We start from the raw sequence: 14407 nt of genomic DNA, 5'->3' as shown, positions 1-14407 counted from the left end.
CCGGTTCCAGCACTCAGGATTTGACCGGGAATCGCCGCTGGAAAGGACGCGCCTGAATCAGGATCAAAAACACCCCAGAGGCCAACGTCAGCGCTCCAAGATACCAAGCGGTGTATTGATCCTCGGGTGAAACCGGGTTGGCGCCAGCGGTATAGCCGATGTAACCGAGCATCAGTATCGCCAGCACCGCCGGCACACTAAGAAAGAACGACACCCAGCCGCCTTGCCGTTTCCAGGTCATCGCAATGAACGCCGCAATCGCGGCCATGTAAGACATCACCAAAGTGATTGTGACCACGTCGTAATACCAGACGATTTTGTCCAGTGGCTTCCACCACAATAAACCGATGGCAACCAGCGAGACGATCACGTTGGCCAGCCATGGAGACTTCGCCACATTCACCGAGCTCAACGCGGTAGGTAAACGACCCTCCTCGCTCATGCGGTACAACGTCCGCGCGGCAGCACTGGAGGATATCTGCAGTCCGGCACACGCCGATGTAATAACCACGAACAATGCAATCCAGGCCATAGACGGCGGAAGATAAACATTTGCTACGGCAGCGATAGGGCCGCCATTGCCGTCCTCGACGATAGCCGCCAACTTCTCTACCGGCACCGCGAACTGCCAGCCAATCGCGGCTAGGCTGTAGATCACGAAAGCCGCTGTCAGCACCAGCAACAGTGAACGCTGAACCGTGCGCACAGGAATCCGCGCTTCTTCGATGTAGTTAATAGCCGAGTCGAAGTTGGCCAGCATCCACACCCCGAACAACACGCCGGGACCGATCACCGACCAACCACCCGCGTCTTCCAGCGAATACATCGACAACACTGAAAGGTCTGGCACTTGTGGATTCACCAGCCCGAGCACACCCAGCCCGGCGACGACAGCAATCTCGAATACCAAAAGCACACTCGCCACTTTGGCAGTCAGGCCGACGCCTTTGCAGGAGATTCCCAAGAACACCACCACCAGTGCTGTGCCGATGCATTTAGCCGCCAGCGCGCCTGTGAGCGAAGGGAATAGCGCCTGGATATATTCAGTGCCGATGATCGCGCACATCGGTGTCACTGCCATGCAGGCCACGGCGTACGCCCAGCCCAACACACTGCCTATGTGGGGGTGCAAAAATCGGCTGGCGAACGTGAAAATTCCGCCCGCCGACGGCGCCTGCCGAGTGAGCGCAACCATGCACAGTGCCATGACCAACATTGGGAAGAAATACGCAATAAGGATCGCCAGCGGTGCGTGGTGACCGGAAATCGAGTACAGAATCGACATGGAGGACGCCGCGATCCAGCCCGGAGCGTTGAAGCCCAGCGCCGAGAATGTTACATCACGAGTCGTTAGGGTACCCTTGTCGAGGTTGGTGTCCAGTTCGCGGACCGTGCCATTACGGTCGTAACCAATCAATTGTGAAAGATTCATTTTTCGAGACTCTGATTCTGTGCAAAGAGGGAGTGTTACGCCTACGACAAAGCCGTCGACGCACAGTTTTTTATGGTCCAGCTCAGCAGTACGGTACGAATGCCGAGAACAGCTCCGTAGAAGAAATCAAATCGTCGAGTCAGGCTCGGTGATTGTTGTTTTTGAATCGGGCGTCAAAGGGCGTGACGATTTTGCTCAAGTACCTCATGTTTGAGCCAGTCGATGAAACGCTAGACACCACGCTTTTGGGTGGGAGCGAGGCGCTCGATTTTCACGAGTAAACCTCGCAAGTACGGTCCCTCGATTCTGCACATGCGGTCGATGCGCTATTCCTCAGCAAACAAAAATTTCCTACACAACAGCAATCCCAATCCGCGCACTGCAGCATGTAGCGCGAGCGTTTCGTCGCGCACTCGAGTTGGAATTGCTTACGTACAGGTGATCATGGGGCAACACTAAAATCCAATAATATAATTTAGGTTAGTTATAAATTTAATTTATAGAGTGAGGCCATACGCCCCTCCTTTGACTTCACACGCTCCTACTTCTCTGATGTTTTATGGTTATCAGTGAACTTACGCGGACAGGCAAGCTATCTAGCTCGCCTACTTACACCTATAAAACCCTCTTATACAGAGGCTAAGTTTTATTATTGTATTTAGGTGTTGCGCTGTGATTTCCTAGGCTTCTCAGTGCAGGATCGTTGGCACATTGACGAATTAGGAGAATCAGAATGAACGCAATCTCGGCAGTCCAGCACGATGAACTCGTGTGCCTTCCTGCTCGTCGTGGTACAGCGATCAAGCTCGAAAAGGGGCAAATAATTAAGGTGATCAATACACACGGTAAGCAGGTCGTCGACACTTGGGCTTTCAACCCTAATGACCTTCACGAGGCGATGTCGATGGAGCATTGCCGCGCTTCGTGGCTGAAGGTCAACCCTCAAGTTGGCGACACCCTGATCACCAACAATCGTCGTCCCATTCTCACCATCGTTGAAGACACCACTCCTGGAGTGCATGACACCTTGATTGCAGCCTGCGATCACACTCGCTACCAGCAGCTCGGAGTTGTTGGCCATCACGATAGTTGCAACGAGAATCTGTTCCTCGCACTGGATGCTCTCGGTCTGGTCGCAGAGGCGCCCCCTAGCCCACTGAACCTTTTCATGAACGTTCCCTTATCTGCCAATGGCCAAATTAAGTTTGCTGAGCCTGTGAGTAAACCGGGGCAATACGTGGCACTGCGAGCTGAAATGGATTTGATCATTGTGTTATCTGCGTGCCCCCAGGACATCACCGCAGTCAACGGGATGATGCCCGCTGACGTGCATTACGCGGTCGTCTGTCCTTCACATGAGCAATAGAAATACAGGCCAGGCAAGCGTCAGAGGTTTAGGCTATTGACAGTTTGATTGACGTTCGATCGTCGGGAGTCTAGCCATGCGTAAATTACCCCCCCTCAATTCGGTACGAGCATTTGAATCCGCGGCCCGGCACCAAAGCTTCACTGCTGCGGCAGCTGAGCTTTGTGTAACCGTTACCGCTGTGAGCCATCAGGTTCGTCAGCTCGAATCGTGCATCGGGCACAAGCTGTTTGAAAGGACGGGGCGGAACGTGGAGCTTACTCCGGTAGGGAGGACGATTTACCCGTTTCTGCGTGATGGCTTTGATCAGATCGCGCATGCCTTCTCGATAATCAGCGCTCCGAAAGACGGCGATGCTATTCAGCTCTCCACCACCCGCGCATTTGCCGAGCGCTGGCTGATGCCTCGTTTGGCTCGATTCAATCAGCTCTATCCAAACATCGTCGTGCACATCCATGGCTCAGAAAAAGCAGTCGACTTGCGCTGTGAAAGTATCGACCTTGCTATTCGATACGGCCCAGTCGAAGACTGTGATCGGGGTTCGGTAATATTGGAGGACTTTTACATTGCAGTCGCGGATCAAAGCCTTTGTCCTGCGGACAGATGTGCAACCATTGATGATTTTAGAAACCGCCCACTGCTTGCCTATAAGTGGAAGAACCAGGATTTGGAAGCGCCTGCCTGGTCTGCATGGTTGGCGCGAGTTAATTATCGTCAGGGTACGGATTTCCGCATTTCCTGGTACAGCGAGGAGACTCTCGCGCTCCACGCCGCTGAGCGTGGCCTAGGCCCATTGTTATGCAGTGACGTGCTCATTGAGGACGAGATCCGATCTGGGCGTATGCGTCAGATTGAAGGTCCGCGCATGCCTGGCTTTGCATACCGATTGGTTGAGGTTTCCTCTCCTGGTCGCAAGCAAAGTCTCGCGATATTTATCGATTGGTTGAGACAAGAGGCGGATCTGTGTCGAGGTATGCCAGCACTTTCTGTAGTCAAGTAATTAAAGGCTCTGAATAAAATAAACGACATCGAACATCCTTTTTAACGTTTCTTGGCATACCCAGATGTGCTTTCGGATAGTTATTGGGTTTTATTAATTCCCAGTGCGGACAACTATGATTTGTCATGGGCGACTAACATGTTTAACAACGTATCTTTTCGACTAAAAGTAGTTTCTATGACAGGATTTTGTCTGTTTGTAGTTGTTGCGCTTGTTGTGAGTGTGAATATTTATCAAGCCAACTCCAGTACTAGACAAGTGAGTACCGAGAGCGAGCAGATGATTGCCAAAAAAGTCAAAGACATTCTTAAAAGTAACGCAAGCGAGAAGGCGGCCAAGTTACAGAACAAGTTTTATGCGAGTCGTGCTGTTGTCAGTGCACTGGCGGATCAGCTACTAAATATCCGCGCTCAGGGACTGCGTCGCGGTTTACAGCCCGCAGCCTTGAGAGAGGACCTCAATGAAGCACTTAAGAAAGTATTTGACCGCAACACAGACGTCCTTGGAGTCTGGATGGCATTTGATCCTAACGCATTAGACCCCACCGACTCAAAATTCAGAGAAGATATGGCACACGGTTCGAACGAGGCCGGAAGGGTATCGAGTTATTGGAGTCGCCCCGATGGGAAGGGCCAGAATACAGCATTTCCTGAAAGTTATTTTAGCGATGCCTCTGTAGGTGCCGACGGAACTCCGTACAACAACTGGTACCTCTGTTCTAGGAGCAGCGGGAAAGAGTGTTTGTTACAGCCTTACTCGGACACGGTAGGCGGTCGTTTGTTGCTCCTAACCACCATCACCTATCCACTGGTCGTGGATCAGAAAGTCATCGGCACTGTTGGCATCGACATCACCCTGGACTCCATTCAAAGCGAAGCGCAAGCATCCCAACGTGATTTGTTTGATGGTGCCGGCAATGTTCTGATTGTCTCTGGCAGTGGAGTTCTTGCCGGGGTTGGAACCAACCCAACAATGGTCGGTAAAAACATCAAAGAGGCAACAGGCCTTGAAGCAACGATGATTGCAGAACTCATGAAAGCGGTGACACCCGAAGTGGCCGATACAGGCGATCAGATATCCGCTTTGCATACATTCACACCTGTCGAAGGTACGCCGGCGTGGAGAATCATTATTAGCCTGCCCAAGAAAGTCGTCCTGGCCGACGCGCTAAAACTGCAAAAGACGCTCGACGACTCCTTAAGCGCCAGTACACACCAATCCGTATCCGTTGCTTTGCTGGTCGCAGGTATGGGTCTACTCATGATGTGGGTGGTGGCGTCTGGCGTCTCTCGGCCGATTAGTGTTGTGGCGGCAATGCTGAAGGACATAGCGAGCGGCGACGGCGATCTTACGCAGCGTCTGAAGTACTCAAAGCGAGATGAACTTGGCGAGTTAGCCGACTGGTTCAATCGCTTTCTAGACAAACTGCAACCCACCATCTCGCAGATCAAGCGGAGCGTTGTTGATGCCCGATTTACGGTGACTAAGTCCTCTGAAATATCTCAGCTCACCAGTGGTGGTATGCAGGCACAATTTCGGGAGATTGATCAGGTCGCTACCGCTGCAAATGAAATGAGCGCGACAGCGCACGAAGTCGCTTTTAGCGCGTCAAACGCAGCTAGTGCAGTGCGGGGTGCAGGCCAATCAGTCAAGGAGGGTGTTGCGATATTTGAGCGAAGTACGCATGAAATCGATAGCCTCGTTCAAGAGGTAAGCAAGGCCGTTCGAGAGGTTGAGGAACTCGCGAAGAACAGCGAAGAAATCGGTTCGGTGTTGGAGGTCATCCGTAGCGTTGCCGAACAAACCAATTTACTTGCATTGAACGCAGCTATCGAGGCCGCAAGAGCCGGGGAAAGTGGACGTGGATTTGCAGTGGTTGCCGATGAAGTCAGAAGCTTGGCCAGGCGAACTCAAGATTCTGTGGGAGAAATCGGTAGCGTCATTGAGCGTATCCAGAACGCGACGCAAGGAGTAGTGACAACGATGCACTCAAGCCAGACCAAAGCTCTCGACAGTGCTAAGCAAATTCAACTGGCATTGTCAGCGCTAGGCAGCATCAACGATGCAGTCACCATAATTAGCGATATGAACTTGCAGATTGCTAGCGCAGCTGAAGAGCAGAGTGCAGTCGCGGAAGAGGTTAGTCGCAATGTTTCCGCAATCCGGGGCGTTACGGAAAGTCTAGCCGAGCAAGCATTGGAGTCTGCCAATGTCAGCAGCCAACTTGATGCGCTGGCAAGTCATCAATTTAGTTTGGTAAACCAGTTCAAAGTTTAACATCTTGGACCATCGTCCCGCGGCGCAATAGCGTAATTCCGAAATAGAAGTAGCTGTTATTGACCGAAGCCTGGTTGTGATTCCTTGGTTAAAACTGGCCATCAATTTTTCCTGCCTGCCTTCACTGAACCTGCAGCTTTATTTCGTCATCCGATTCTCACACAGAAAATCATCAGTGATATGAGGCTCACGACTTCGACTCGTGAATGGCATTGCGACATCAGTCATGTCCAGCACGCTTCAATCTACCGTATTTAAAACAATTCAGGCCATTGACTATTTTTATATGGTCTATTTTTTCTCAACCATTCTTGAGAACTACTCAATACCGCTACCTTCCGCTTCTCACTTAAAATAGCCCCTGAGCGATTCGTTATTGCCGACCAGCGAGGAAAATAAAAATGTCAGCAAATCGTGCCACTGAGTTTAGTACAACTGCTAAGTCGCATTATGACGCCTCGGGAATTGAGAAAGTTCCTGACGAATATCGAACTTCGAGCCAACTGGATCAATTCTGGATATGGGCTGGAGCGAACGTTGCACCCATTAACTGGATTCTGGGTGCTATTGGGATTCAGTCAGGTCTTAGTCTAGTTGAAACTTTAGTTGTGATCTTACTTGGCAATCTTTTGGGAAGTGCGCTGTTTGGAGCAATGTGCATAATGGGACATCGTACTGGTGTGCCACAGATGGTTCTTTCTCGTCTCGCATTTGGTCGTCGAGGGGCATATCTCCCGACGGTCATGCAAGTGCTCATGCCGATGGGCTGGGTTGCGATGAATACTTGGATTGTATTGGATCTGGCGGTTGCTGCTCTTGAACGCATGGATATCAGAGGTGGAATGGAGTTGAAATTTGGTATTGCTCTAGTAGTCATGTTCATCCAAGTAGGAATCGCGGCTTGGGGGTTCAACGCCATCAAATACTTCGAGCGCTACTCGATGCCTTTCATCCTGCTAATCATGGTGGTGATGACCGCATTAGCCTTTACGCACGTAGACGTACGCTGGCAACAGTCGACAATCCAAGGAATCAGCAAACTCTCAGCGATGAGCAGCCTCATGACGGCTATCGGGATTGGATGGGGTATCTCGTGGTTGGTGTATGCATCGGACTACACTCGTTTTACGCAGACCAAGCTCACTGACCGTCAGGTCTTCCGCTCAACTTTTCTGGGCATGTTCGTGCCAACGGTATGGCTGGCATTCCTAGGAGCTGCAATTGCCTCTGCTGGTGGTGGTTCTGACCCTGCCCAACTGATCATCGCAGTGTTTGGCGTGATGGCTCTTCCAGTTCTGCTGGTTCTGCTTCACGGCCCAATCGCTACCAACATCGTTGTCATTTACTCCGCAGCGCTAGCAACGCTTTCTCTCGATATGCGTGTGCCACGTTGGATTGTCTCAATTATCTCTGGCATTGTGGCCTTGTTCATTCTCTACCTGTTCGTTCAGTCCGCAGAGCTTGTCCATGCGTTTGAAAACATGATGATTTTCTTCGTTGTGTGGATTAGCCCATGGGCAGGAATAACACTTGTCGATTTCTTCATGCTTCGCCGTGGAGATATTGATGTCAACTCTCTCTATTGTCATCACTCCACAAGTCATTATGGGGATGTCAACTGGCGGGGAATTATTTCGTTGGCATTTGGCGTCGTTGCGGCTTGGCTTTTCCAAGTTGGAACTATCGAGTCAATGCAAGGGCCGATCGCTATGGCAATGAGTGGTATAGATCTCTCATGGCTTGCCGGCTTCAGTGTCGCTGGCTGTATTTATTACACACTACATCGCTCTCGAAATTCAAAAATCAACAACCAGGCCCTGATCACAGAATAACTAGCGACTAAGGCTTCATGCATTTAATCCACCCACTTCGAGAAGAGACAACTGTTGTTTCAACATCAACAAAAAAGCATACTCGATTCTCTATCTAAACTATCTTGAGAGGAAAACGATAACGGACTTCAACGTGAAGCCCATTTCAGAGCCTCTCGTATAACCGTGACTTCGTGTTTACAGTTTTTCCAAGCTTCACGAGCTTTGTAGCCCGGTGGGGAGCGTGTGTCTTCGTAATTCTCGGGGCCTTTCATCGCGCGTATTAATGCGGATGTCTCGTTACACATTTAAAGGGAGGCTGTGGATAAGGTCACATCCATCACCACTGTGATGAGGTAAGCGGCAGCACGTCGCATGTGGTAACACTGTTCGCGCTGTCGAACCTGTGGATGGCACGCAGATATCTACTGTCGAGTGTAGAAAAGGGGCGCCTGCAATGTGGAAAATGACTGCAGCGAGGCGCTTGCGTCAGCTAAAAACACAGACGTGAACCGGTAATCTGATCGTTTTAAATCGATTCACCGCATTCAAAATCCGCGGGGGCTGAAGTCGGCCAGAAAACATGACTACTTCAGCCCATCCTTAAAAGGATGCATAGCCGTTTTAACTGTTCCTGGAAACGTTATGGTCTTGTTCAGCTTGCGAAACGTGAGCACGGTCTCCTAGCGTCGATATTGAAAACTCAATCTGATTTTTTATACACTCTGGGTCGATAGCGACCCTTGTCGAAAGATCGGCAGATTATGTTGAAAAAGTCGGCTTCTGTTTCCACGGCAGAAAAGTATGCGTCTGAGATTGAAATCTGTGTTTTACGCAGAACGTTCAGGCCTCAGATTTAACGTAGCAGCGTAAAAAAAGCGCTTTCACCGCTTAATGCATGGATAGCCAGGCCGGGGCGACTTTTTCAACACACTCGGTCAAAAGCAGTCACTTGGATATGTTTTCCTGATCCAGCACAGAATTTCCTGCGTACGCCACCTTCGGCAGCTTGCTGCTACCGTGCTCATGGGGTATCGAAAGAACTCCAATAAAATACGGGCTTGATTAGGATAATCGTAGGGATATGAATACTAAAAATCAGCATAATTTCATTGTAAAACAGGTGCTTATTTTTCTATTCGAGTCCAGGTCGTGAGCCAGACAAGGTTCCAGAGAAGGCTTTCAAAATCTCTGAAACCACCGAAAAAACCCGCCTTCTCAGGCGGGTTTTTTCGTTTTGGCGTTCCGTGGGGTCCCGGTGGATACCAGCCGTTTCAAGGGTAGAGCCTGGGATAAAGGTCAGTTCGATAAAAGGGAGCACCCTTATGTCGCGCACTATTGCCCCACTCTCCGACGCCGCTTGCCGTTCGGCCAAGCCCACAGACCGCGCCTACAAGCTTTTCGACGGCGACGGTCTTTACCTTCCAGTCCAACCCAATGGCCGCAAAGGCTGGCGCCCGAGATATGTCAAACCTGATGCCCGCGAAGGACTGACTCGTTCGGCAACTACCCCATCGTTGTCCTCCCCGATGTGCGCCACAAGCGCTGCAGGTCAAGCGAAATTGCGTTGATAGTGAACATCAGCACGAGTACTTTGTTTGCCTACCAACTGGATGGTAGCTTGTTAGCAAGTTTTAAATAACTGCAATCAACACCATCCCTGTGAGAATCCCATGCAAGACTGGAAGCAAACCCGCAAAGACATCAATGCTCGCCTGGTAGAACTAAACGGCCTGTCTCCGGAAACAATGAAAGGCATGGCGGCGCTCGGCGCTGCCGGCGGCAAGACCAATCACCTGGACGCGAAGACCCGGGAACTGATCTCCCTCGCCGTGGCCGTGACCACCCGCTGCGACGGCTGCATCGCCTTCCACGCCGCCGAAGCCAGGAAACTTGGCGTCACCCGTGAAGAAGTCGCCGAAGCACTGGGCGTGGCCATCAACATGAACGCCAGTGCCGCGTTGGTGTACAGCACACATGTGCTGGACGCATTCGACAAGTCGTAAATCAAACGCTGACTTTCAACCTGTCAATGACTTCGAGACTCATCATGAATAAGCTGCTCACCCCTTACGAACTGTCCGGTACTGCGCTGAAAAACCGGGTCGTCATGGCCCCCATGACCCGCACCCGGACCCTGGACAACATCCCTGACGAGTTCACCGCGCTGTATTACGCACAGCGTGCTTCTGCTGGTCTGCTGATCACCGAAGGCCTGCCGATTTCCGACGAAGCCCGTGGTTACCTGTACACCCCAGGTATCTATGCCGACGAACACTTGTCAGGCTGGCGTCAGGTCACCGACGCGGTGCATGCCAAGGGCGGGAAGATCTTCGCGCAGTTATGGCACGTTGGCCGCATGTCCCATATTTCGGTGCATGGCATGGTGCCGGTTTCTTCGGGTACTCAGCCGGCGGTCGATACCACGGTATATGCCTGGATCGAGCCTGGCGAATCCGGTCCTGTGCAACCCAGCGTGCCCCGTGCGCTGGAAACGGATGAAGTGAAACGTGTCATCGCTGACTTTGTGAAGTCTGCGCGCATGGCGATGGAGGCCGGTTTTGACGGTGTCGAAATCATGGCTGCCAACGGGTTCCTGTTCGATCAGTTCCTCAGCAGCACCTTGAACACCCGTACCGACCAGTACGGTGGCTCGATCGCCAATCGCCAGCGCTTTCTGCTGGAAACCATTGACGCGATTTCTGCCGAAATCGGCGACTCGAAGATTGGCGTACGGTTCTCGCCGTTTGGCCGCCTGTATGACTTTGGTGTGTACGAAGGTGAAGCACAAACCTGGATGAGCATGGCGGCAGCGCTGAATGAACGCGAACTGGCCTACGTCCACCTGAACTACCAACCGACCATCGTCGCCGCTGAAACGCCGTCGGGGTTCGGCGCCGCGTTCCGTGAAGCCTACAAGGGCACCTTGATGGCCGCCGGTGGGTTTAACCAAGCCCTCGCTGAGTCGGAACTGGTTAAAGGTGAACTCGACTTGATCGCCTTCGGTACGGCCTACATCGCCAACCCCGATCTGGTGGAGCGCATGCAGAACGGCTGGCCACTGGCAGAGGGCGACCGCGCGACTTACTACGGTGTCAGCGATCGCATTGCCAAGGGTTACACCGATTACCCGGGATACGTTGCAGCCAAAGCCTGATTATTTGCACGGCCATGACCGGCAGAGAACGACTCAATATAGCGGCCTGTTGTAGCTGGCACACAAACGCCACTGCCTCCTGAACAGCGACGTTGTCTTGAGTCGTTACTCGGCCTGGTAATCGGCAACGAGCTTGTCCAGAAATACGAATAGCTGCTGGTTCATCTCATCGTAATCGTTAGCCCGCAACGCGGCGGGTTGCTGAACAAAACGCCGGTCAGTGAGTGTTATCAGTTCCGCCTCCGATGCCTGGATCAGCAGTTCCACGACGTCTTTGGTGAGTTCCATATGGCATTGAAAGCCGTACACCAGTTGGCTGTATTCAACGATTTGACGCGGGCAGCCCTGGCTGTACGCAATGATCCTGGCGTCCAGGGTGAGCCCTGGCATGTCATTGTGCCAATGGCCGACTTCCAGGGCTTTCCCGAAGTGCGAAAACTTCGGATTAGCCAAACCCTCTTGGGTTAAATAAATCGGGAATTTGCCAATTTCCTTTTCGGGGCTGTGGTTGAACGTGGCACCCAGTGCTTCCCCGATCAATTGCGACCCCAGGCAAACCCCAACCACAGCCCGCCGGGCCGAGATGGCTTTGCCAATGAGTTCGCGCTCGGCCAAGGCATTGAAATGTGGGCATTGCTCCAGCGTGGTCGCCGGATCTTGCGGACCACCCAACACCACCAGAAGGTCGAACGATTCTGCGGTATCTGGCAGGACATCATGTTGGTAGACGCGGGAATAGGTGGCTTGATAACCGCGAGCTTTTACCCAGTCCTCAAATGCACCGGGTGCTTCGAAGGACTCGTGCATCACGAAATGGACTTTCAACGTTTTACCCTCGGCTTCCAGATATTCAGGTCTATGGTGATCGCGCTTGCGCAATCACGAAAATAACAACGCTCGCTGCCCTGTAGGCAGCGAGCGCCTCATACGCTGCGTCGACCAGCGACTACGATGCCAACTCGTCCAGCAGCCCTTTCAGGAAGATGCCACCTTGAGTATCGAGCGGCTGAAGTGGAAGGCGGGGGCCACCGACGTCAAGCCCCTGCATCTTCAAACCTGCCTTGATAGTGGTCGGCAGGCCACGACGAGTGATGTATTCCAGCATTGCGTACTGGCGATAAAATAACGTCCGCGCTTCTTCCATCTGGCCGCTCTGAACAGCATCCCACAGCGCCAGGTTCAGCTTGGGAATGAGGTTGGGGGCGGCGGTACACCAACCCGTCGCACCGGCAACCAACGCCTCCAGGGCCAACGGGTTGCAGCCGTTGTAGAAGGCCACCTTGCCATCTGTGGCCTTGAACAGGCGGTGCATGCGTTGAATGTCGCCAGTGCTTTCCTTGACCATGGTGACATTCTTCACTTCGCTCAGAATGCGCAGGATCAGATCGACCGACAGGTCAGTGCCGCTGGTGCCTGGGTTGTTGTACAGCATGATCGGGATGTTGATGGCTGCACCTACAGCCTTGAAATGATCGACGATTTCCGTATCAGTCAGCTTCCAGTAAGAGACCGCAAGCACCATCACAGCCGTGGCACCACACGACTCAGCCAATCGGGCACGCTGTACGGTACGGGCAGTGGTCAGGTCTGAAACGCTGACGACAGTCGGAACTCGACCCGCAATCTGTTCCTGGCTGAAGCGGACAACCGACTCCCATTCGCTATCGGAAAGATAAGCCCCCTCTCCGGTACTCCCCAGAGGGGCGATGGCATGCACGCCGGAAGCGATCAGCCTATCGATGGATTGCCCCAAAGCGACCAGATCCAGTGAGCCGTCGACTGCGAATGGAGTGATGGTGTAGCCGATAACGCCGCGAATTACAGAAGTAGACATACAGTCACCTTTGCCGTTTCTATGAATGAGTGGAGGTACGATCAGGCCAGGCAGTCGCCATGAGCACGCAATGCGCGCCGTGCGTAGTAGCTGAATGCAGCACCGTGACGTTTCGGGGTGGAGATCCAGTCGTGAGCTTCTTTGCCTAACGCTTCGGGAATGGGGCGAATTTCCCCTGCGCTCATGGCCAACAATTGCATCCTGGCCGCACGCTCGAACAACAGCGCCAGCACGCAGGCCTCTTCAATCGAACCACCCGCAATCAGCAAGCCATGGTGGGAGAGCAAGATGGCGCGTTTGTCACCGATAGCCTTCGCAATGATCTCGCCTTCTTCATTGCCCACCGGGACACCTGGCCAATCCTTGAGAAAAGCGCAGTCGTTGAAAAGCGGGCAGATGTCCATATGGGAAACCGCGAGCGGAACTTCCAGCATCGACAGCGTGGCGCTGTGCAGTGGATGCGTATGGATGATGCAATTCACATCCGGGCGGGCCCGGTAGAGCCAGCTGTGAAAGCGATTGGCAGGGTTCGCCATGCCTTGGCCCTTAAGCACGTTGAGGTCTTCATCGACCACCAGCAGGTTCGACCCGCAAATCTCGTCAAAGCCCAGGCCCAGGCACTGGGTATAATAGGTGCCCGGCGTTTCGGCACGGGCGGTGATCTGCCCGGCCAGCCCTGAATCATGGCCGCCGTCAAAAAGAATTCGGCAGGTGAGTGCAAGCTTCTGTCTCGGGGTATATTCGTTATCGATCAGCGCAGTCACCATTTGCTTCTCAGCGAGGGTGACGAGCTGATCCTTCGGGGTCTGCATGGTCGTGGTCACGGTCAGTACCTGGTCGAAAACAGTTCAAATTGCCAAGGAGTCGCTGCAACGGCTCCAAGGACACAGAGTGATCCTAATGACACCTTGTGTCATAATCAAGCCAAGTGTCATTATTTTTCAAGGAACAGCGTTGGATGGCGGTACAGCTGAGAATTTTGCGTAAGAAGATGGGGATAACCCTGGAGCAGCTGGCCGGGCAAACCGGATTGACCAAGAGCTACCTGTCGAAGGTGGAGCGAGGTGTGAGTTCGCCCTCCATTGCGGTGGCGCTCAAACTGGCCAAGGCATTGAATGCCCAGGCCGAAGAGTTGTTCAGCACCGAAGCGGTGCCCGCCGAAGGCTACAGCCTGGTGCGACGCCAGCAGCGCGAGGCCAATGAAGGCGGTGTACCAGCGGCTCACGTACCGCTGGCGCGCCATATCGGTCATCGGGCATTGTTGCCATTTCTGGTCTATCCGCCACGCTCGTTTGGCCAGTCCGCCTTCAAGGAACACTTGGGAGAGGAGTTCATCTACGTGGTTCGTGGCCGTGTCGAGGTCGATTTCGGTAACGAACGCCAGACCCTGGATGAAGGCGACGCCCTGCATTTCAATGCGCAGAAATCTCACCGTTTGCGCACAGTGTCTGACGAGCAAGCAGAGTTGCTCGTAGTCGTACATAGCTCGGATTAGGCGCTAGTCAAATCCGATGCAATCGGTGGTCAGAA

General features: G+C 52.9%; 11 protein-coding genes and 2 pseudogenes. 9 read left to right on the top strand and 4 right to left on the bottom strand.

Annotated features, from left to right (window positions below):
• Positions 1-13 precede the first annotated feature (13 nt).
• Entirely contained in the window at positions 14-1432 is a 1419-nt protein-coding gene (locus ACM6IK_RS03810; RefSeq protein WP_046026917.1) for an APC family permease, read from the bottom strand.
• A 733-nt stretch (positions 1433-2165) separates the two neighbouring features.
• Here ACM6IK_RS03810 and ACM6IK_RS03805 point away from each other — a divergent pair.
• The 8 genes and pseudogenes from ACM6IK_RS03805 to ACM6IK_RS03770 all read left to right on the top strand — a co-directional run bounded on the left by ACM6IK_RS03805 (position 2166) and on the right by ACM6IK_RS03770 (position 11043).
• A complete protein-coding gene (locus tag ACM6IK_RS03805; RefSeq protein ID WP_414873220.1) occupies positions 2166-2798 on the top strand; it encodes a DUF1989 domain-containing protein in 633 nt (210 codons plus the stop codon).
• A 76-nt stretch (positions 2799-2874) separates the two neighbouring features.
• Positions 2875-3798: a LysR family transcriptional regulator gene (locus tag ACM6IK_RS03800; RefSeq protein ID WP_414873219.1), complete on the top strand. Its 924-nt coding sequence runs from the start codon at positions 2875-2877 to the stop codon at positions 3796-3798.
• Positions 3799-3936: 138 nt separating this feature from the next.
• Positions 3937-5169 (top strand): annotated as a pseudogene (locus tag ACM6IK_RS03795) (chemotaxis protein); the annotation flags it as partial.
• Positions 5170-5319: 150 nt separating this feature from the next.
• The gene (locus ACM6IK_RS03790; protein ID WP_414873261.1) at positions 5320-6075 is read left to right on the top strand and encodes a methyl-accepting chemotaxis protein; all 756 of its coding nucleotides are present in this window, start codon (positions 5320-5322) and stop codon (positions 6073-6075) included.
• Positions 6076-6476: 401 nt separating this feature from the next.
• A complete protein-coding gene (locus ACM6IK_RS03785) occupies positions 6477-7907 on the top strand; it encodes a purine-cytosine permease family protein (protein WP_414873218.1) in 1431 nt (476 codons plus the stop codon).
• Positions 7908-9211: 1304 nt separating this feature from the next.
• A pseudogene (locus ACM6IK_RS03780) lies at positions 9212-9432 on the top strand (integrase arm-type DNA-binding domain-containing protein); the annotation flags it as partial.
• 127 nt (positions 9433-9559) lie between these two features.
• On the top strand, positions 9560-9892 hold the full coding sequence (locus tag ACM6IK_RS03775) for a carboxymuconolactone decarboxylase family protein (RefSeq protein ID WP_414873217.1): 333 nt from the start codon (positions 9560-9562) through the stop codon (positions 9890-9892).
• Positions 9893-9936: 44 nt separating this feature from the next.
• Positions 9937-11043: an alkene reductase gene (locus tag ACM6IK_RS03770; RefSeq protein ID WP_414873216.1), complete on the top strand. Its 1107-nt coding sequence runs from the start codon at positions 9937-9939 to the stop codon at positions 11041-11043.
• 105 nt (positions 11044-11148) lie between these two features.
• Here the strand turns inward: ACM6IK_RS03770 and ACM6IK_RS03765 are convergent, their stop codons facing one another.
• The 3 genes from ACM6IK_RS03765 to ACM6IK_RS03755 form a co-directional block, all read right to left on the bottom strand.
• Positions 11149-11922, bottom strand: a complete 774-nt coding sequence (locus ACM6IK_RS03765) for a type 1 glutamine amidotransferase (RefSeq protein WP_414873215.1) — start codon at positions 11920-11922, stop codon at positions 11149-11151.
• Positions 11923-11989: 67 nt separating this feature from the next.
• The gene (locus ACM6IK_RS03760; RefSeq protein WP_414873214.1) at positions 11990-12877 is read right to left on the bottom strand and encodes a dihydrodipicolinate synthase family protein; all 888 of its coding nucleotides are present in this window, start codon (positions 12875-12877) and stop codon (positions 11990-11992) included.
• Positions 12878-12918: 41 nt separating this feature from the next.
• Positions 12919-13701 carry an aldolase gene (locus tag ACM6IK_RS03755; protein WP_414873213.1) on the bottom strand — a complete coding sequence of 261 codons (783 nt, stop codon included), beginning with the start codon at positions 13699-13701 and terminating at the stop codon, positions 12919-12921.
• 134 nt (positions 13702-13835) lie between these two features.
• On the opposite strand from ACM6IK_RS03755, the gene ACM6IK_RS03750 reads away from it, so the two are divergent.
• Positions 13836-14372, top strand: a complete 537-nt coding sequence (locus ACM6IK_RS03750) for a helix-turn-helix domain-containing protein (RefSeq protein WP_108217810.1) — start codon at positions 13836-13838, stop codon at positions 14370-14372.
• The last annotated feature ends 35 nt before the right edge of the window (positions 14373-14407 follow it).

It is taken from the genome of Pseudomonas sp. IT-196MI5 (assembly GCF_949767415.1).
Taxonomy (GTDB): domain Bacteria; phylum Pseudomonadota; class Gammaproteobacteria; order Pseudomonadales; family Pseudomonadaceae; genus Aquipseudomonas.
This window is presented reverse-complemented; position numbering and strand designations above follow the sequence as displayed.

Bases quoted from the DNA above. Each gene is read 5' to 3' on its own strand.
- ACM6IK_RS03800 (WP_414873219.1), top strand. From the start codon at position 2,875: ATGCGTAAATTACCCCCCCTCAATTCGGTACGAGCATTTGAATCCGCG.
- ACM6IK_RS03805 (WP_414873220.1), top strand. From the start codon at position 2,166: ATGAACGCAATCTCGGCAGTCCAGCACGATGAACTCGTGTGCCTTCCT.
- ACM6IK_RS03790 (WP_414873261.1), top strand. From the start codon at position 5,320: ATGCAGGCACAATTTCGGGAGATTGATCAGGTCGCTACCGCTGCAAAT.
- ACM6IK_RS03750 (WP_108217810.1), top strand. From the start codon at position 13,836: ATGGCGGTACAGCTGAGAATTTTGCGTAAGAAGATGGGGATAACCCTG.
- ACM6IK_RS03785 (WP_414873218.1), top strand. From the start codon at position 6,477: ATGTCAGCAAATCGTGCCACTGAGTTTAGTACAACTGCTAAGTCGCAT.
- ACM6IK_RS03775 (WP_414873217.1), top strand. From the start codon at position 9,560: ATGCAAGACTGGAAGCAAACCCGCAAAGACATCAATGCTCGCCTGGTA.
- ACM6IK_RS03770 (WP_414873216.1), top strand. From the start codon at position 9,937: ATGAATAAGCTGCTCACCCCTTACGAACTGTCCGGTACTGCGCTGAAA.
- ACM6IK_RS03760 (WP_414873214.1), bottom strand. From the start codon at position 12,877: ATGTCTACTTCTGTAATTCGCGGCGTTATCGGCTACACCATCACTCCA.
- ACM6IK_RS03810 (WP_046026917.1), bottom strand. From the start codon at position 1,432: ATGAATCTTTCACAATTGATTGGTTACGACCGTAATGGCACGGTCCGC.